Below are 18,147 nucleotides of genomic sequence, written 5' to 3' on the forward strand. Positions count from 1 at the left end.
GGAATCGTCATGACTGTCAATCTCAGCACCGCCAACGAGTTCATCGCCCGTCATATCGGCCCGCGCCAGGCGGACGAACAGGCCATGCTCACCACCCTCGGCTTCGACTCCCTGCAAGCCCTGAGCGCCAGCGTGATCCCCGACAGCATCAAGGGCACCAGTGTCCTTGACCTCGGAGCCGGGCAAAGCGAAGCCGACGCCCTGGCGTCGATCAAGGCCATCGCCGCGAAGAACCAGCTGTTCAAGACCTACATCGGCCAGGGCTACTACAACTGCCATACGCCGGCACCGATCCTGCGCAACCTCCTGGAAAACCCGGCCTGGTACACCGCCTACACCCCCTACCAGCCGGAAATCTCCCAGGGCCGCCTGGAAGCGCTGCTGAACTTCCAGACCCTGATCAGCGACCTCACCGGCCTGCCGATCGCCAACGCCTCGCTGCTCGACGAAGCCACCGCCGCCGCCGAAGCCATGACCTTCTGCAAGCGCCTGAGCAAGAACAAGGGCAGCAACGCCTTCTTCGCTTCCATCCACTGCCACCCACAGACCCTTGACGTGCTGCGCACCCGCGCCGCGCCCCTGGGCATCAACGTGGTGGTGGGCGACGAACGTGAACTGGGCGATGTCAGCCCGTTCTTCGGCGCCCTGCTGCAATACCCGGCCAGCAACGGCGACCTGTTCGACTACCGCGCGCTGAGCGAACGTTTCCACGCCGCCCATGCCCTGGTGGCGGTGGCCGCCGACCTGCTGGCCCTGACGATACTGACCCCACCGGGCGAGTTCGGTGCCGATGTCGCTATCGGCAGCGCCCAACGCTTCGGCGTGCCGCTGGGCTTCGGTGGCCCGCACGCCGCCTATTTCTCCACCCGCGACGCATTCAAGCGCGACATGCCCGGCCGTCTGGTCGGTGTCTCGGTGGACCGTTTCGGCAAGCCGGCCCTGCGCCTGGCCATGCAGACCCGCGAGCAGCATATCCGTCGCGAGAAAGCCACCAGCAACATCTGCACGGCCCAGGTCCTGCTGGCCAACATCGCCAGCATGTACGCGGTGTACCACGGTCCCAAGGGCCTGGCGCAAATCGCCCGGCGCATCCACAGCCTGACCGCGATCCTCGCCAAGGGCTTGAACGCACTGGGCCTGACCGTCGAGCAGGAACACTTCTTCGACACCCTGACCCTGAACACCGGCGCCCAGACCAGCGTCCTGCACGAACAGGCTCGTGCCCAGCGCATCAACCTGCGTGTCGTGGATACCCAGCGCCTGGGCCTGTCCCTGGACGAAACCAGCAGCCAGGCCGACATCGAAACCCTCTGGAGCCTGTTGGCCGGCGGCAAGACCCTGCCGGACTTCAACGCCCTGGCCGCGGCGCTGGAAAGCCGTATCCCGGCTGAGCTGGCGCGCCAATCGGCGATCCTCGCCCACCCGGTGTTCAACCGTTATCACTCGGAAACCGAGCTGATGCGCTACCTGCGCAAATTGGCCGACAAGGACCTGGCCCTGGATCGCACCATGATCCCGCTGGGTTCCTGCACCATGAAGCTCAACGCCGCCAGCGAAATGATCCCGGTGACCTGGGCCGAATTCGGCGCCCTGCACCCGTTCGCCCCGGCCGAGCAGAGCGCCGGCTACCAACAACTGACCGATGAGCTGGAAGCGATGCTCTGCGCCGCCACCGGCTATGACGCGATTTCCCTGCAACCGAACGCCGGTTCCCAAGGCGAATACGCTGGTCTGCTGGCAATCCGTGCCTACCATCAGAGCCGTGGCGACGAACGCCGCGATATCTGCCTGATCCCGTCGTCGGCCCACGGCACCAACCCGGCCACCGCCAACATGGCCGGCATGCGCGTGATCGTCACCGCCTGCGATGCCCGCGGCAACGTCGATATCGAGGACCTGCGGGCCAAGGCCATCGAGCACCGCGAACACCTCGCCGCGCTGATGATCACCTACCCGTCGACCCACGGCGTGTTCGAGGAAGGCATCCGCGAGATCTGCGGCATCATTCATGACAACGGCGGCCAGGTGTACATCGACGGCGCCAACATGAACGCCATGGTCGGCCTTTGCGCCCCGGGCAAGTTCGGCGGCGACGTGTCGCACCTGAACCTGCACAAGACCTTCTGTATTCCCCACGGTGGTGGCGGCCCGGGCGTCGGCCCGATCGGCGTGAAGTCGCACCTGGCGCCGTTCCTGCCGGGTCATGCCAGCATGGAGCGCAAGGAAGGCGCGGTGTGCGCGGCGCCATTCGGCAGCGCGAGCATCCTGCCGATCACCTGGATGTATATCCGCATGATGGGTGGCGAAGGCCTCAAGCGCGCCTCGCAGTTGGCGATCCTCAATGCCAACTACATCGCCCGGCGCCTGGAAGAGCACTACCCGGTACTCTACAGCGGCAGCAACGGCCTGGTGGCGCACGAGTGCATTCTCGACCTGCGTCCATTGAAGGACAGCAGCGGCATCAGTGTCGATGACGTCGCCAAGCGCCTGATCGATTTCGGTTTCCATGCCCCGACCATGTCGTTCCCGGTGGCCGGCACCCTGATGATCGAGCCGACCGAAAGCGAATCCAAGGAAGAGCTGGACCGCTTCTGCGACGCCATGATCCGCATCCGCGAAGAAATCCGCGCGGTGGAAAACGGCAGCCTGGACAAGGACGACAACCCACTGAAGAACGCCCCGCACACCGCGGCGGAGATCGTCGGCGAGTGGAGTCATCCGTATAGCCGCGAACAGGCGGTGTACCCGGTGGCGTCGCTGGTCGAAGCCAAGTACTGGCCGCCGGTGGGGCGTGTCGACAACGTGTTCGGCGACCGCAACCTGGTCTGCGCCTGCCCGTCGATCGAGAACTACGCTTAACCCTTTATAGTGGCGAGACACTTGCTTGTGGTGAGGCGCTTACCTGTGGCGAGGGGCTTACCTGCTGTGAGGGGTTTGCCTGTGGCGAGGGGCTTGCCTGTGGTGAGGGGCTTGCCTGTGGTGAGGGGCTTGCCTGTGGCGAGGGGCTTGCCTGTGGCGAGGGGGCTTGCCCCCGTTGGGGCGCGCAGCGCCCCCAAAACCACCCAGCGCGTTGCATCAGAAAGAACGCATTGGCTGATTTTATGGCTGCTTCGCAGCCAAGCGCGGGCAAGCCCGCTCGCCACATTCCGTCGTCCACACAGTAGCGTGCAAACCGTACCCCAAGTTTCACACCAATAATTATTAGAAAAACCGGAGAACCCCTATGTCCCTGAGCGTGTTCGACCTGTTCAAGATCGGCATCGGTCCCTCCAGCTCCCACACCGTCGGTCCGATGCGCGCAGCCGCGCGTTTCGTCGAGGGCTTGCGGCGCGAGCAACTGCTGTCACAGACCACCTGCGTCAAAGTCGAGCTGTACGGCTCGCTCGGCGCCACCGGCAAGGGCCACGGCAGCGACAAGGCCGTGCTCCTGGGCCTGGAAGGTGAACACCCGGATAGCGTCGATACAGAAACCGTAGCCGCCCGCCTGCAGACCATTCGCAGTAACGGCCGCCTGAATCTGCTCGGCGAACATTCCATCGAATTCAATGAAAAACTCCACCTGGCGATGATCAGGAAGCCCCTGGCCTATCACCCCAATGGCATGATCTTCCGTGCCTTCGATGCCGCCGGCATCCAGATCCGCAGCCGCGAGTACTACTCGGTAGGCGGTGGTTTCGTGGTCGATGAAGACGCCGCCGGCGCCGACCGGATCGTCGAAGACAGCACCGTGCTGACCTTCCCGTTCAAAAGCGCCAAGGAACTGCTCGGCCATTGTTCCACCTATGGCCTGTCCATCAGCCAGGTGATGCTGACCAACGAAAGCGCCTGGCGCCCGGAAGCGGAAACCCGGGCCGGCCTGCTGAAGATCTGGCAAGTAATGCAGGACTGCGTCGCCGCCGGTTGCCGCAATGAAGGCATCCTGCCCGGAGGGTTGAAGGTCAAGCGCCGGGCCGCGGCACTGCACCGGCAGTTGTGCAAGCACCCGGAAGCAGCGCTGCGCGATGCGCTGTCGGTGCTGGACTGGGTCAACCTCTACGCCCTGGCGGTCAATGAAGAAAACGCCAACGGCGGCCGCGTGGTCACCGCACCCACCAACGGCGCGGCCGGGATCGTCCCCGCCGTGCTGCATTACTACATGCGCTTCATTGCCGGCGCCAACGAGGACGGCGTGGTGCGTTTCCTGCTCACCGCCGCCGCCATCGGCATTCTCTACAAGGAAAACGCCTCGATCTCCGGCGCCGAAGTCGGCTGCCAGGGCGAAGTCGGCGTGGCCTGTTCAATGGCTGCCGGAGCTTTGTGCGAAGTCCTCGGTGGCACGGTGCAACAGGTCGAGAACGCCGCCGAAATCGGCATGGAACACAACCTTGGCCTGACCTGCGACCCCATCGGCGGACTGGTGCAAGTGCCGTGCATCGAACGCAACGCCATGGGTTCGGTGAAAGCCATCAATGCCGTGCGCATGGCCTTGCGTGGCGACGGCCAGCACTTCGTCTCCCTCGACAAGGTGATCCGCACCATGCGCCAGACCGGCGCCGACATGAAAAGCAAATACAAGGAGACCGCTCGCGGCGGTCTCGCCGTCAACATCATCGAGTGCTGACCCTTATTCACGGGGAACCGGGCCTGCCCGCCCCCTGCACACGCTACCAAGGAGCCGCAATGTCCACCGAATCACTCAAGCAAACCCCGCTGCACGCCCTGCACCTGCAACTCGGCGCGCGCATGGTGCCGTTCGCCGGCTACGACATGCCGGTGCAATACCCGCTGGGCGTGATGAAAGAACACCAGCACACCCGTGAGCAAGCCGGGCTGTTCGATGTCTCGCACATGGGCCAGATCCGCCTGGTTGGCGCCGCTGCCGCCAAGGCCCTGGAAGCCCTGGTGCCAGTGGACATCCTCGACCTGCCGGTGGGTATGCAGCGTTATGCGATGTTCACCAACGAAACCGGCGGCATTCTCGATGACCTGATGGTCGCCAACCTGGGCAACAATGAGCTGTTCCTGGTGGTCAACGCCGCCTGCAAGGACCAGGACCTGGCGCACCTGCAAAAACACCTGGGCCATCTGTGCGAAGTCCAGCCATTGTTCGAGGAGCGTGCCCTGCTCGCCCTGCAAGGCCCGGCGGCGGTCAGCGTCCTGGCGCGCCTGGCCCCGGAAGTGACGAAAATGACCTTCATGCAGTTCGCCGCCGTGCGCCTGCTGGGAGTGGATTGCTATGTCAGCCGCTCCGGCTATACCGGCGAAGACGGTTTCGAAATTTCTGTTCCGGCGGCCAGCGCCGAAGCCCTGGCCCGCAGCCTGTTGGCCGAAACCGAGGTCGAGGCGATCGGCCTGGGTGCCCGTGACTCCCTGCGCCTGGAAGCAGGGCTGTGCCTGTACGGCCACGACATGAACAGCGACACCACCCCGGTGGCGGCCAGCCTGCTCTGGGCGATCTCCAAGGTACGCCGCGCCGACGGTGCGCGGGCCGGTGGTTTCCCGGGCGCCGCCACGATCTTCGCCCAGCAGCAACAGGGTGTGCCGCGCAAACGCGTGGGCCTGTTACCGCAGGAACGGACCCCCGTGCGCGAAGGTGCGGAAATCGTCGACCAGGCCGGCAGCGTGATCGGCAGCGTCTGCAGCGGCGGCTTCGGTCCGACCCTGGGCGCCCCTCTGGCCATGGGCTATGTAGACAGCTCGCATACCGCCCTGGACAGCGAAGTCTGGGCCATCGTAAGGGGCAAGCGCATACCGCTGAAGGTCAGCAAGATGCCATTTGTTCCGCAGCGTTACTACAGGGGCTAATACACGGATATCAACAGGGGCCGACACCCCTGTTGATACTTACAGTAACAACTAAGCCCTGCTGAAACAGTGCACTACCTTGTCACGCAACCGCCACAAAACAGTGCATATATTCACCTATGAACTTGCGTTATAACAGTCGAAGATAAGCGACGCCACTCGGCTGGCCAGCGACGGCCTGGAGGGCCACATACCCCCATGAACTGGCGTAAACCGCTGCGTTTCGCGGGGCTTGTTTTTTCTCCCGGAGTTGGCGTAGAGTTTCTCTACTGTGTTTGCATGGGTCGCTTGGAATCGTGACCTGGGCAGTAGCCTGAAGTTTGCTACAACCCGTTCGACGTCTCTTACTTTCCTGCAACCCAGCCCAGTACTCTTTCAAATGAAGGGGGCTGTCATTAATTCTAGCGTCAAGGAAATAAGAAAATGGCTGATCGTCAGAGCGGTACCGTCAAGTGGTTTAACGACGAGAAAGGTTTTGGTTTTATCACTCCAGAAAGCGGTCCGGATCTATTCGTCCATTTCCGCGCTATTCAGGGCAACGGCTTCAAGAGCCTGAAAGAAGGCCAGAAAGTAACCTTCGTCGCCGTGCAGGGCCAGAAAGGCATGCAGGCTGATGAAGTGATCGCGGAAGCCTGATCCCGCCGGGAACAAGCCTTCTTGCAATGAAAAGCCCCTGATACTGACATCAGGGGCTTTTTTATGGGCGCAATTTCGTAAAATGGTTTTTTTCAGCCGCCAAAGAGAGAGCCGTCATGTCGAAACACGCGCTGAGCCCCCAGGGTGATTTTCCCGCTGCCGGCCTGGGCCGTCGCCTGGCCGCGATGTTCTATGACTTCCTGCTGTGTACGGCACTGCTGATCGTCACCGGTTTTATCTACAAGCTGGTGCAGATGTCGATCATCGGCGAACAACAGCTCAGGAAGCTGTCCGACGCCGGGGCACTGGACGGCGACCCGCTGCTCTCGACGATCCTGTTGTTCGTGCTGTTCGGCTTCTTCGCCAAGTTCTGGACCTACAAGGGCCAGACCCTGGGCATGCAGGTCTGGGGCATTCGCGTACAGAACGCCGACGGCACGGCCATCAGCCTCTGGCAGGCGCTGCTACGCTTTATCGTGTCCATTGCCTCCTGGTTGTTCGGCCTGGGTTTCCTGTGGTCGCTGGTCGACAAACAGAAGCGTAGCTGGCACGACATTTACTCCAACAGCCAGTTGGTGCGGCTGCCCAAGAAATCCAAGTGAGCACCCGCAAAAAAGCCCGCCTCTTTCGAGGCGGGCTTTTTCATGCCGCGACTTCAGTCCGACTTATTCAGCCAGTTTGAAGGTAATGAAGCTGGCACGTCCCTGACGCAACACGCGCATGGACACCGAACGGTTCTTCGGCAGGGCCTTGGCGATCTCCGTGAACTGCGCGGCGCTGGTGATCGACTGGTTGTTCAGGTGGGTGATCACATCGCCCGGCTGCAGGCCGATCAAGGCGGCAGGACCGTCCTGGACTTCCTTGATGAGCACGCCACCCTTGAGGTCGTTGGCCTTCTTCTGCTCATCGCTCAGCTCGACCACGGAAATCCCCAGGCGGTTGCTGCTGCGCTCGGCACCTTTGGCCTTGGCGAGATCCATTTCCTTGCCTTCGTCCGGGATCGCGCCGACCGTCAGGTCAACGGTCTTGCGCTTGCCTTCACGAATCACGTCCAGGGACGCCTTGTCGCCGGCTTTCAACGCGCCGACCAGATGTGGCAGGTCCGCGGACAGCTCGATCGGTTGGCCGTTCATGCTGAGGATCACATCACCGACCTGCAAGCCACCCTTGGCCGCCGGGCCACCCTCCTGCACCTGGGCAACCAGGGCACCGGCCGGCTTGTCCAGGCCGAACGACTCGGCCAGGTCCTTGTTGACCTCCTGGATCACCACGCCCAACCAGCCGCGACTGACCTTGCCACCAGCCTTCAACTGATCGGATACATCCATCGCCACGTCGATAGGAATCGCGAAGGAAACTCCCATGAAGCCACCGGAACGGGTGTAGATCTGCGAGTTGATCCCGACCACTTCACCATTGAGGTTGAACAGCGGGCCACCCGAGTTACCCGGGTTGATCGGCACGTCGGTCTGGATGAACGGCACATAGTTTTCGTTCGGCAGGCTACGGCCCACGGCGCTGACGATGCCCTGGGTCACGGTATGGTCAAAGCCAAACGGCGAGCCGATGGCCACGACCCACTGACCGGCTTTCAGGTCCTTGGACTTGCCCAGCTTGAGGGTTGGCAGGTCCTTGCCGTCGATCTTCAACAACGCCACGTCGGAACGTGGGTCGGTCCCCACCAACTTGGCCTTGAGCTCGCTGCGATCGGCCAGGCGTACCACGATCTCGTCCGCATCGGCGACCACGTGGTTGTTGGTCAGGATGTAGCCATCCTTGGAAATGATGAAACCCGAGCCCAGCGACTGCGCTTCACGCTGACGACCGCCTCCACCGCCGCCGTTCGGACTGCGGGGCTGCGGAAAACCGCGGAAGAACTGCTGGATTTCCGGCGGCAGGCCTTCAAGACCCTGCATATCGGAGACCTTGCGGTCCGGCAGCTTCTGGGTGGTACTGATGTTGACCACCGCCGGCGAGGCCTGCTCCACCAATTGGGTGAAGTCGGGCAAATCAGCGGCCTGGGCGGTCAGCGCCTGGCCCAGCACCAGGACGGTGGCAACAATGGACAGATAAGACTTCAAGCGTGGTATCGACATATGGCTCCCGTGAACAACGAGCGTGATTTAGCAATAGGCCCTTGTAAATCCCGGACATGACCCGCCGGGACTTCTGGACCGGGAACAACAAACAAGGCCAGAGCCGAGAGGCTCTGACCTATAAGAAAACTCGGAGATATTTGCAAATGAAATTGATCACCAGACATTTCTACACCGACATTCGCGATGGAGGCCAACGATAACGCAGACCTCCAGGAAAAACGTGGCGCTCTGGCGTTCATCGCGAGCAAGCTCGCTCCTGCACCGACAAGGAATCGCGCGCGCGGGGCTCATGATTCAGCAGCTCACTGCTTGGCCTGCGTATCGCCGTAGCGCATCGACAGCGCAATCCGCTCGGCGGTGCCGACGGGAATCTCGCCCACCACCGTCACCATGACATCACCGCCAGGCGTGCTCAAGTGCCGGGAAACCGCCACAGTCGGCCCCAGTTGGGTGCGGCTGTCCGTCACCGTGGCACCGTTAAGTGGTTCAAGGAACACTGAAAAACGCGACAGACCGTCGTCATACATCAAGCTGCTGACCTGGGCCTTGGTGGCCGGGTCGACACGCGCGGTGTTGCTGACCAGCTCGAAGCCGGGTGGCAGCCAGTCCGAATGCCACAATTGGACCGCCGTTGCCCCCAGTGCCTGCGGCTTGGGCTGGGCCTGATTGGCCAACAGGACCACCGGCTTGCACTCGGCACTGGCCTGTACCTGACTGTCTTCAAGGGGCTGGGTGGTATTCAATTCGGTGAACTGGAAACGCTCCAGCAACTGCCCCTTGTCATTGAGCAACAATGACTTCAAGGGCAGGCCGGTCTGACGATCCAGATGCAGTTCGAAACCATAGCGATGCTGATCACGCGGCGTCAGCGACACCACGACGGCCGGCCGGCCGGCCACGCGCGACTTGCCGATGACAGCGATGTCGTACCAGTTCTTGAGTATTTGCGGGTCCAGCGAACGGGCATGGGAGTCCGGCATATCGCCGAGCCCCGCCACCAGCGCACCACTGACACACTGGGTGTGACCATCGACGCGAACAACCTCTTGTGCCAAGCCATCGAGCTGGATCAAGCGCTCACGAACCTTGCCATCGCGCACCAGGTGCCAGATGCCATGGGTAGAAAAACTACCGTTGCGTTCGTAGACGAAAGTGCCCTGAAAGCTTTGCTGCTGCTCGGCTTGCCCAAGACGACCCAACCAGTCCTGAGCCTCATCGGCCTGGGCTGGAAGAGCCCACCAGCCAATGAGCAAAAGCGTTAGAAGAGGTAGCGCGCGCATGATCCTCCTTAACGGTTTTCCAGGCTGGCGGCACGGGCATAGGGCAGAGCGCTTTCAGTGCCCTTGAGTGCGGCCTGTTGCGCATGCTGGCGCAGGTAGCCTGGCAGACGCTGATCGTGCCAGCCCGACTGGCCTTGCTGCAGCACGCCATTGGCCATCGGGCCGGTCGCCTGGTCACTGCTTTCGGTATAGCCGGCCAGGACCGCCGGGCCTTTGGCCGTCGGGGCAACCAGGCCAGGCTGGGTGGATTGCTGGGCCAGCTGGGCACCGACAATGTCATCCTGGTTGTACAGGCGCACACCGGCCAGAACGGCCACGGTGACCGAAGCGGCCACGGCCAGGCGACCTATCGTGCGCCAAGGGCCGCGAGTGCGTTTGGCCGGGACGTCCTCACCGGCCAGGGCCGCGGAAACGGCCGAAGCGAGATCCAGGCGCGGGTCCAACAGTTCCTTGTGCATCACTGCCCGGGCGATTTGGTAACGAGACCAGGTGGCACGGGTCTCGGCATCGTCAAGGGCATTGAGCACCCGACGCAATTCCAGCTCGTCCGCTTCGTTATCCATCACCGCGGACAGCGATTCCTGCAGGGCTTCACGACTCATGGCGGTTCCTCTCTTGGCTGTCGCCGCTGTCTCAGGTTTCCTGCAACAACGGCTGCAGGGCTTTATCGATGGCCTCCCGAGCGCGGAAAATCCGGGAGCGCACGGTGCCCACCGGACACTGCATGACCGCTGCAATGTCCTCGTAACTCAGACCATCGAATTCACGTAAAGTTAAAGCCGTACGCAAATCTTCTGGCAATTGCTGGATGGTCCGATGAACAGTGCCTTCGATCTCATCCCGCAGCAATGCACGCTCCGGCGACTCGAGATCCTTGAGACCATGATCGCCATCATAGAACTCCGCATCCTCGGAACTCACATCACTGTCTGGTGGCCTGCGACCGCGGGAAACCAGGTAGTTCTTCGCCGTGTTGATGGCGATACGGTAAAGCCAGGTGTAAAACGCACTGTCACCGCGAAAATTGCCCAATGCACGGTAGGCTTTGATAAAGGCTTCTTGTGCAACGTCTTGGGCTTCATGGGTGTCGTGCACGAATCGCACGATCAACCCGAGAATTTTGTGCTGATATTTCAGCACCAGCAGATCAAATGCCCGCTTGTCGCCGCGTTGAACGCGCTCGACCAGCTGCTGATCCTCTTCCTGGGTTAGCATGAACACTCCTCATAGGACCTGAAGGAGGCGCGCATCGCTAATTGACCAGGCTTGCAAACATAGACTCGGGCTTCTGGCAAAAGTTCTCCCCCTTCAAGCAAGTTTCCTGTGGCCCGCTGAACGGACACACACGAAAAACGCAGCACGGCCATCGCCGACTGCGTGAATAATCTGGTCGTCGAATCCGCTAGCAAGGGCCGTATCACGCCCCCCGCATAAAGCCGACGCTGTCCTCTTCTTTCAGGCACCCCGCATGGGAGCCCGCAGCCCCGTAAAAGTTCCCGGAACCCGCTGCAAATGATGGCATTGTGATAGTCGCCTTGACCACGGCTGCCTGAGCCCTGGTTATAGCTGAAAAATCATCGCCTTACCCTGCAAAACCGCATGCACGGCGGCATGGACTGGCGCACACTCAGCGCCCACAGTCCTTTAACAATGCCATAAAGGCTCGGCTATTGTGCCGGTCCCCCCAGCCATATACTAGTGGGCTGCCGGGCGGGCCCCGGCAACTGCCCCGGGCGCTTTTTTCGGATTATTCAAATGAGCCGACATTTTCAACACGATGTACTGGTCATTGGCAGCGGTGCCGCCGGCCTGAGCCTGGCACTGACCCTGCCCAGCCACCTGCGCATTGCCGTACTGAGCAAGGGCAACCTGGCCAATGGTTCGACCTTCTGGGCTCAGGGCGGGGTCGCCGCGGTGCTGGACGATACCGACACCGTGCAGTCCCACGTCGAGGACACCCTCAATGCCGGCGGCGGTCTGTGCCATGAAGACGCCGTGCGCTTCACCGTCGAGCACAGCCGCGAGGCCATCCAATGGCTGATCGACCAGGGCGTACCCTTTACCCGCGACGAAGACGCAGGTACCGATGACGGCGGTTTCGAATTTCACCTCACCCGCGAGGGCGGCCACAGCCATCGACGCATCATCCATGCCGCCGACGCCACCGGCGCGGCGATCTTCAAGACCCTGCTGGAGCAAGCCCGCCAGCGGCCCAACATCGAGTTGCTGGAACAACGGGTCGCCGTCGACCTGATCACCGAGAAACGCCTGGGCCTGGCCGGCGACCGCTGCCTCGGGGCCTACGTGCTTGATCGCGGCACCGGCGAAGTCGACACTTACAGCGCGCGCTTCACCGTCCTGGCCTCGGGCGGCGCGGCCAAGGTCTATCTCTACACCAGCAACCCCGACGGCGCCTGCGGCGATGGCATCGCCATGGCCTGGCGCTCGGGCTGCCGGGTGGCGAACCTGGAGTTCAACCAGTTCCACCCCACCTGCCTGTACCACCCGCAGGCCAAGAGTTTTCTCATCACCGAGGCGCTGCGCGGTGAAGGCGCCCACCTGAAGCTGCCCAACGGCGAACGCTTCATGCCACGCTTCGACCCACGGGCCGAACTGGCGCCACGGGACATCGTGGCCCGGGCCATCGACCACGAGATGAAGCGCCTGGGTATCGACTGCGTGTACCTGGATATCAGCCACAAGCCCGAAGCCTTTATCAAGACGCATTTCCCGACGGTGTACGAACGTTGCCTGGAATTTTCCATCGACATCACCAAGGGCCCGATCCCGGTGGTGCCCGCCGCCCACTATACCTGTGGCGGCGTGTTGGTCGACCAGCAGGGTCGCACCGATGTGCCCGGCCTGTACGCCATCGGCGAAACCAGCTTTACCGGCCTGCACGGCGCCAATCGCATGGCCAGCAACTCGCTGCTCGAATGTTTCGTCTATGCCCGCTCGGCCGCGGCCGACATTCTCCAGCAACTGCCACAGGTCGCCATGCCCGCCGCCCTGCCAAGCTGGGATGCCAGCCAGGTGACCGATTCCGACGAAGACGTGATCATCGCGCACAACTGGGACGAACTGCGGCGCTTCATGTGGGACTATGTCGGCATCGTGCGCACCAACAAACGCCTGCAGCGGGCGCAACATCGGGTGCGCCTGCTGCAGGACGAGATCGACGAGTTCTACAGCAACTACAAGGTCAGCCGCGACCTGATCGAGTTGCGCAACCTGGCCCAGGTCGCCGAACTGATGATCAGCTCGGCCATGGCGCGCAAGGAAAGCCGCGGCCTGCATTACACCCTCGACTACCCGCGGATGCTGCCCGAGGCGCTGGACACTATCCTGGTGCCGCCCACCTACGTCGGCTGAACTTCAAGCGCACGCGCAAGCGCCGGTGCTCATCCGGCGCCAGCGCGTCGCGGGGCACGCACAACGCGCGCACCCGACGTTCGCCCGCCAGGCGAAAGCGCAGCACTACCAGCCACGGCAAGGCCAGGCTGTCACGCTGCAAGCGCACCGGTTGCCAGCCAGCGGCCTGGCTCCACAATCGCCAGCCCTGCTCGTCGCGGCGCAGCCCGGTAAAAGCCGACGGATGGCTCAACAGCAGTTGTCGCGGCAGCACCCAGGCACCATGCAACAGGCACAACAACGCCCCGGACAGACTCGCCCAGCGCGCAATATCAAGCAGACAAAGCGAACCCAACGCCAGGCCCTGGGCCCCGAGATACGCCGCCGGCAACAGCCGGGAAGCCTGCCAGCGACATTCGAACGGTTTACTTGGGCTGGACACGATCCAGGATCATGCGAACCATGCGCTGCAACTCCGGATCTTCCGACTCGGAGCGCTCCATGAACCAGCCGAACATATCCTGGTCCTCGCATTCGAGCAGATTGCGATAGCATTCACGGTCGGCCAGGCTCAGATGCGGGTACACCTCCTTGACGAACGGTACCAGCAACACGTCCAGCTCCAGCATGCCGCGGCGGCTGTGCCAATAGAGGCGATTGAGTTCTACATCTTCGACCATGGAGCGCTCCTCAAATTTGCGCACAAGTATACAGGCCCGCGCGCGCGCGGACAGCCGGCTTTGGTCGGGGGGCGGCGTTGGTGTTGTGAACTACCCATTTGTCAGGCGCCCCACTATGATGTCTCCCATCCCTTTTTCGCTGCGAAGACCCATGGCCGATTCCGCTTTTTTCTGCACGCTGACCCACGAAGGCGTTCTTGCCGTCCGTGGCACCGACGCCGCCAAGTTCCTCCAGGGCCAGCTGACCTGCAACCTCAACTACCTGAGTGACAGCCGGACCAGCCTCGGCGCCCGCTGCACGCAAAAAGGCCGCATGCAATCGAGCTTCCGCATCCTGCTCGAAGGCGACGGCGTATTGCTGGCGATGGCCAGTGAGTTGCTGGAGCCGCAATTGGCGGACCTGAAAAAATACGCCGTGTTCTCCAAGTCCAGGCTCACCGACGAAAGCCCCGGCTGGGTCCGCTTCGGGCTTGGCGGCGCTGACGACGCCTTGCGCGGCCTGGGTCTTGAACTGCCGGAACAGACCGACGCCATGGTCCGCGCGGACGGCCTGATCGCGCTGCGGGTATCCCCAGGGCGCGACGAACTCTGGGTCCCGGCGGACCAGGCCGGCCGGGTGCGTGAACATCTGGCGGGGCAATTGCCCGAAGCCGATCTCAACACCTGGCTGCTGGGCCAGGTGCGGGCCGGGATCGGCCAGGTCATGCCGCAGACCCGCGAACTGTTCATCCCGCAAATGCTCAACTTGCAGGCGGTCGGGGGCGTAAGCTTCAAGAAGGGCTGCTATACCGGGCAGGAAATCGTTGCCCGCATGCAGTATCTGGGCAAGCTCAAGCGTCGCCTGTACCGCCTGGCACTGGTGGCCGAACAACTGCCGGAGCCGGGCAGCGCATTGTTCGCGCCTTCCCACGGCAGTGCCATCGGTGAAGTGGTAATCGCCGCCCGGGCTGAAAATGGCATTGAACTATTGGCCGTGCTGCAAGCCGAAGCGGCAGAGGAAGGCCATGTCCACCTGGGCGATTTGCAAGGTCCGGGCCTGACGCTGCTGGACTTGCCCTATCAACTGGACCGCGACAGCGAAATCCAGCGTTAACTGCACCGCCCTAGAGAATAGAAATGAACAAGCTGGCGGAAAAGGTCCAACAGGATTTGGTTGAGGCCATCGACAATGATGACCTGGTTCTGCCGACGCTCCCGGAAGTGGCCCTGAAGATTCGCAAGGCGGCCGAGGATCCGGAGATCAGCGTCAGCACCTTGAGCAAAGTGATCGGTGGCGACACCGCGTTGTCGGCACGCCTGATCAAGGTGGTCAACAGCCCGTTGCTGCGGGCCAGCCATGAAGTCACCGACTTGCACACCGCCATCACCCGCCTGGGGGTCAATTACAGCTGCAACCTGGCCATCGGCCTGGTCATGGAACAGATTTTCCATGCCCGCTCCGAAGTGGTGGAGCAGAAAATGCGCGAGGTCTGGAGCAAGAGCCTGGAGATCGCCGGCGTCAGCTACGTATTGTGCCGCAACTTCACCCAGCTCAAGCCGGACCAGGCGGCGCTCGGTGGGCTGGTGCACCAGATCGGCGTATTGCCGATCCTGACCTATGCCGAGGACCACTACGAGTTGCTCGCCGATCCGCTGAGCCTGGACCACGTGATCGACAGTATTCACCCGTTGCTCGGGGACGAGTTGCTGAAGGTCTGGGAGTTTCCGGAAATGCTGGCGAAGCTGCCCGGGCAATACCTGAACCTGGAACGTGACAGCAAGGGCATCGACTATATCGACCTGGTGCAGGTCGCCAGTGTGTTTTGCCATCAGGGTACCGAGCATCCTTTCGCACAGATCGCGCTGGGCGACCTGAAGGCCTTTATCAAGCTCAAGCTGGACCCGCAGAGCAGCACACTCATCGAGCAGCTCAACAATGCCCGGGAGATGTTCCGCTAGAAACCACGGACCACCCAAAACTCTAGGAACAGGGCTTGTCGGGACGCCGCGAAGAGCTCAATCAGGATCGCCAAAAGCTTCGCGGGCAACCCCGGCGATAAAGCTCACGCGAACCTTCAAACCGTGGGGCTGGGCATCGTGCAAACTGATTCGCGCCAGATGCGCCCGACAGATCTCGCCGACAATCGCCAATCCCAGCCCGGCGCCGACGCCCTGCTGATGGCGCCGGTAAAACCGTTCGAAGACCCGTTCGCGCTCCTCCCGCGGAATCCCCGGCCCGTCATCCTCCACCTCCAGCACCGCCGGCAAGCCGACCCGCAGGATCACATTGCCACCCGATGGGGTATGGGCCAGGGCGTTGTCCACCAGATTGCTCAACAGCTCGTTGAGCAAGGTCGGCTCGCCTCGTAGCCAGACCGGTTCATCGGCCTCCAGCGCCAACGCCACGCCACGGGCATGGGCCAGGGGCGCCATCGCCATGCCCAGCTCCCGCGCCAGTTGACTGAGGTCGAGCAACTGCGCGCCCCCTTCGGCAATGGCGCGCGCGCCATTGTCGATCCGTGCCAGCGACAGCAACTGGTTGGCCAGATGGGTCAGACGATCCGTGCCCAGGGCCGCCGTCTCCAGGGTCTCGCGCCAGATTGCCGGCTCCGTCGCCCGCAGGCCCAGCTCAAGACGCGCCTTGAGTGCCGCCAGTGGCGTGCGCAGCTCATGGGCGGCATCGGCGATAAACTGCCCCTGGCGCTCGAATTGCCGGCGCAGGCGCTCAGTGAAGTGATTGAGCGAACGCACCAGCGGCCAGAGCTCATGCTGCACCTCCACCAGCGGCAACGGCCGCAGATCGTCCGGCTGGCGCTCCTCCACCGCCGCGCGCAAACGCTCCAGCGGACGCAACGCCGCGCTCACGGCAAACCCCACCAGCAACAACGCGCCCCCGGCCAGCATGCCCAGGCGCAGCAAGGTGTCGGCCATCAGGCTGCGGGCCATGTTCACTCGCGCCTCATCGGTCTCGGCCACGCGAATTTCCGCCATGCCGTTCATGTTCGGCTCGCTGACCGCCTTGAGCAGACTCACCACCCGCACGTTCTGCCCGCGGTATTGGCCGTCGTAGAACCGCGCCAGCGCCGGATAGTCATCGGTACGCGGCGTGCCGGGCGGCGGCGCGGGGAGGTTTTCGTAACCGGAAATCAATTGCTGGTGAATGTCGTTGACCTGGTAGTAGATCCTTCCGGCGCTGTCATAGGCAAAAGTGTCCAGGGCCACATAAGGCACATCGGCGCTCAGGCTGCCGTCGCGTTGCGAGAGGCCCGCGGCAATGGTTCGCGCCGACGCCAGCAAGGTGCGGTCATAGGCCGTATCCGCCGCTTCGCGGCCGTTGTAGTAAGCACTCCAGCCGCTGGCGAGCATCAACCCCACCAACAACAGCGCCAGGTTCCACAGCAACCGCCAGCGCAGGCTGCCGGCCTTATGCATCGCGGTGTTCCAGCAGATAGCCGAGACCGCGGAAGGTGACAATGGCCACCGCCTGGCCGTCAAGTTTCTTGCGCAGGCGGTGCACGTAGATCTCAATGGCATCGGCGCTGGCCTCCTCGTCCAGGCCGAAGACCTGCGCGGCCAACTGTTCCTTGCTCATCACCCGACCAGGCCGGGCAATCAGTGCTTCGAGCACCGCCTGTTCGCGCGAGGTGAGGGTCAACAGTTCGTCGCCGAGGCTGAAACGCCGGGTGTCCAGATCGTAGACCAGCGTTCCACAGCGCTGCTGGCGCTCGCCGCCGAGCACGCTGCGCCGCAACAGGGCCTTGACGCGCGCTTCCAGTTCGGTGAGTTCGAACGGCTTGGCCAGGTAATCGTCGGCTCCCAGGTTCAAGCCGTGGACGCGGTCCTTCACATCACTGCGCGCGGTCAGCATCAGCACCGGCAAGTTCCTGCCCCGCGCGCGCAGACGGGCCAGCACCTCGAAACCATCCAGGCGCGGCAGGCCCACGTCGAGGATCGCCACGGCGTACTCCTCGCTGCTCAATGCCAGGTCGGCGGCCACCCCATCGTGCAGCACATCCACGGTCAACCCCGCGCTCTTGAGCGCCTGGGCCACACTTTCAGCCAACTGGAGATGGTCTTCGACCAGAAGCACGCGCATGGATTTCCTACCTTGATCGAGGTGGCTTGAACGCCCTTTTGGGCGGGGAGTCTACCGGATAAACAAGGCCCCGCTAGCCATCGCCGCCACGCTTTATCGAACCTTTTGCATTGAAAGCCTGGTGAAAGGTTGACCTATTAAAGTCCCTTCACGGACAGTCACGACCACCGTCGGCGCCTGCCGCGAACCCCGAAAGCGCCTCGACGCGGTTTCGTCCGAATAAGAACAATAACGGAGTACTC

General features: G+C 62.7%; 16 protein-coding genes. 8 read left to right on the plus strand and 8 right to left on the minus strand.

Annotation, left to right across the window (positions count from 1 at the left end; all coding sequences use genetic code 11):
- Positions 1-9: 9 nt before the first annotated feature.
- The 5 genes from gcvP to PFEN_RS13710 all read left to right on the plus strand — a co-directional run bounded on the left by gcvP (position 10) and on the right by PFEN_RS13710 (position 7,022).
- Positions 10-2,859 (plus strand): aminomethyl-transferring glycine dehydrogenase, encoded by a 2,850-nt coding sequence (gcvP, locus tag PFEN_RS13690; protein ID WP_191487349.1) that lies wholly within the window; start codon positions 10-12, stop codon positions 2,857-2,859.
- A 364-nt stretch (positions 2,860-3,223) separates the two neighbouring features.
- Positions 3,224-4,600 carry an L-serine ammonia-lyase gene (locus PFEN_RS13695; RefSeq protein WP_191487350.1) on the plus strand — a complete coding sequence of 459 codons (1,377 nt, stop codon included), beginning with the start codon at positions 3,224-3,226 and terminating at the stop codon, positions 4,598-4,600.
- Between the two features lie 59 nt (positions 4,601-4,659).
- Positions 4,660-5,784 carry a glycine cleavage system aminomethyltransferase GcvT gene (gene gcvT / locus PFEN_RS13700; RefSeq protein ID WP_191487351.1) on the plus strand — a complete coding sequence of 375 codons (1,125 nt, stop codon included), beginning with the start codon at positions 4,660-4,662 and terminating at the stop codon, positions 5,782-5,784.
- Between the two features lie 423 nt (positions 5,785-6,207).
- Complete coding sequence (locus PFEN_RS13705) at positions 6,208-6,420, plus strand: cold-shock protein (RefSeq protein WP_181288664.1); 213 nt, start codon at positions 6,208-6,210, stop codon at positions 6,418-6,420.
- Positions 6,421-6,536: 116 nt separating this feature from the next.
- Positions 6,537-7,022 (plus strand): RDD family protein, encoded by a 486-nt coding sequence (locus PFEN_RS13710; protein ID WP_191487352.1) that lies wholly within the window; start codon positions 6,537-6,539, stop codon positions 7,020-7,022.
- 63 nt (positions 7,023-7,085) lie between these two features.
- Here the strand turns inward: PFEN_RS13710 and PFEN_RS13715 are convergent, their stop codons facing one another.
- The 4 genes from PFEN_RS13715 to rpoE form a co-directional block, all read right to left on the minus strand.
- On the minus strand, positions 7,086-8,516 hold the full coding sequence (locus PFEN_RS13715; protein WP_191487353.1) for a DegQ family serine endoprotease: 1,431 nt from the start codon (positions 8,514-8,516) through the stop codon (positions 7,086-7,088).
- Between the two features lie 305 nt (positions 8,517-8,821).
- Entirely contained in the window at positions 8,822-9,799 is a 978-nt protein-coding gene (locus PFEN_RS13720; RefSeq protein WP_191487354.1) for a MucB/RseB C-terminal domain-containing protein, read from the minus strand.
- Positions 9,800-9,807: 8 nt separating this feature from the next.
- Entirely contained in the window at positions 9,808-10,401 is a 594-nt protein-coding gene (locus tag PFEN_RS13725; protein WP_191487355.1) for an RseA family anti-sigma factor, read from the minus strand.
- A 31-nt stretch (positions 10,402-10,432) separates the two neighbouring features.
- Complete coding sequence (gene rpoE / locus PFEN_RS13730) at positions 10,433-11,014, minus strand: RNA polymerase sigma factor RpoE (protein WP_017127586.1); 582 nt, start codon at positions 11,012-11,014, stop codon at positions 10,433-10,435.
- Between the two features lie 540 nt (positions 11,015-11,554).
- Here rpoE and nadB point away from each other — a divergent pair.
- Positions 11,555-13,171 carry an L-aspartate oxidase gene (gene nadB / locus PFEN_RS13735; protein ID WP_191487356.1) on the plus strand — a complete coding sequence of 539 codons (1,617 nt, stop codon included), beginning with the start codon at positions 11,555-11,557 and terminating at the stop codon, positions 13,169-13,171.
- Here the strand turns inward: nadB and PFEN_RS13740 are convergent.
- Together PFEN_RS13740 and PFEN_RS13745 are read right to left on the minus strand one after the other, a co-directional pair.
- A complete protein-coding gene (locus PFEN_RS13740) occupies positions 13,140-13,592 on the minus strand; it encodes a protein YgfX (RefSeq protein WP_191487357.1) in 453 nt (150 codons plus the stop codon). The genes nadB and PFEN_RS13740 overlap by 32 nt on opposite strands.
- Positions 13,576-13,830: a succinate dehydrogenase assembly factor 2 gene (locus tag PFEN_RS13745; RefSeq protein WP_191487358.1), complete on the minus strand. Its 255-nt coding sequence runs from the start codon at positions 13,828-13,830 to the stop codon at positions 13,576-13,578. The genes PFEN_RS13740 and PFEN_RS13745 overlap by 17 nt, the downstream gene beginning before the upstream one ends.
- A gap of 151 nt (positions 13,831-13,981) precedes the next feature.
- Here PFEN_RS13745 and PFEN_RS13750 point away from each other — a divergent pair, with 151 nt between their 5' ends.
- Both PFEN_RS13750 and PFEN_RS13755 read left to right on the plus strand, forming a co-directional pair.
- A complete protein-coding gene (locus PFEN_RS13750; RefSeq protein WP_191487359.1) occupies positions 13,982-14,923 on the plus strand; it encodes a YgfZ/GcvT domain-containing protein in 942 nt (313 codons plus the stop codon).
- 23 nt (positions 14,924-14,946) lie between these two features.
- Positions 14,947-15,768, plus strand: a complete 822-nt coding sequence (locus PFEN_RS13755) for an HDOD domain-containing protein (protein WP_191487360.1) — start codon at positions 14,947-14,949, stop codon at positions 15,766-15,768.
- A 57-nt stretch (positions 15,769-15,825) separates the two neighbouring features.
- Here the strand turns inward: PFEN_RS13755 and PFEN_RS13760 are convergent, their stop codons facing one another.
- Both PFEN_RS13760 and PFEN_RS13765 read right to left on the minus strand, forming a co-directional pair.
- The gene (locus PFEN_RS13760; protein ID WP_191487361.1) at positions 15,826-17,241 is read right to left on the minus strand and encodes a sensor histidine kinase; all 1,416 of its coding nucleotides are present in this window, start codon (positions 17,239-17,241) and stop codon (positions 15,826-15,828) included.
- Positions 17,234-17,905, minus strand: coding sequence for a response regulator (locus PFEN_RS13765; protein ID WP_191487362.1), 672 nt, complete (start codon positions 17,903-17,905; stop codon positions 17,234-17,236). The genes PFEN_RS13760 and PFEN_RS13765 overlap by 8 nt, the downstream gene beginning before the upstream one ends.
- Positions 17,906-18,147: the final 242 nt, after the last annotated feature.

Source organism: Pseudomonas sp. FEN, from assembly GCF_904067045.1.
Classification (GTDB): domain Bacteria; phylum Pseudomonadota; class Gammaproteobacteria; order Pseudomonadales; family Pseudomonadaceae; genus Aquipseudomonas.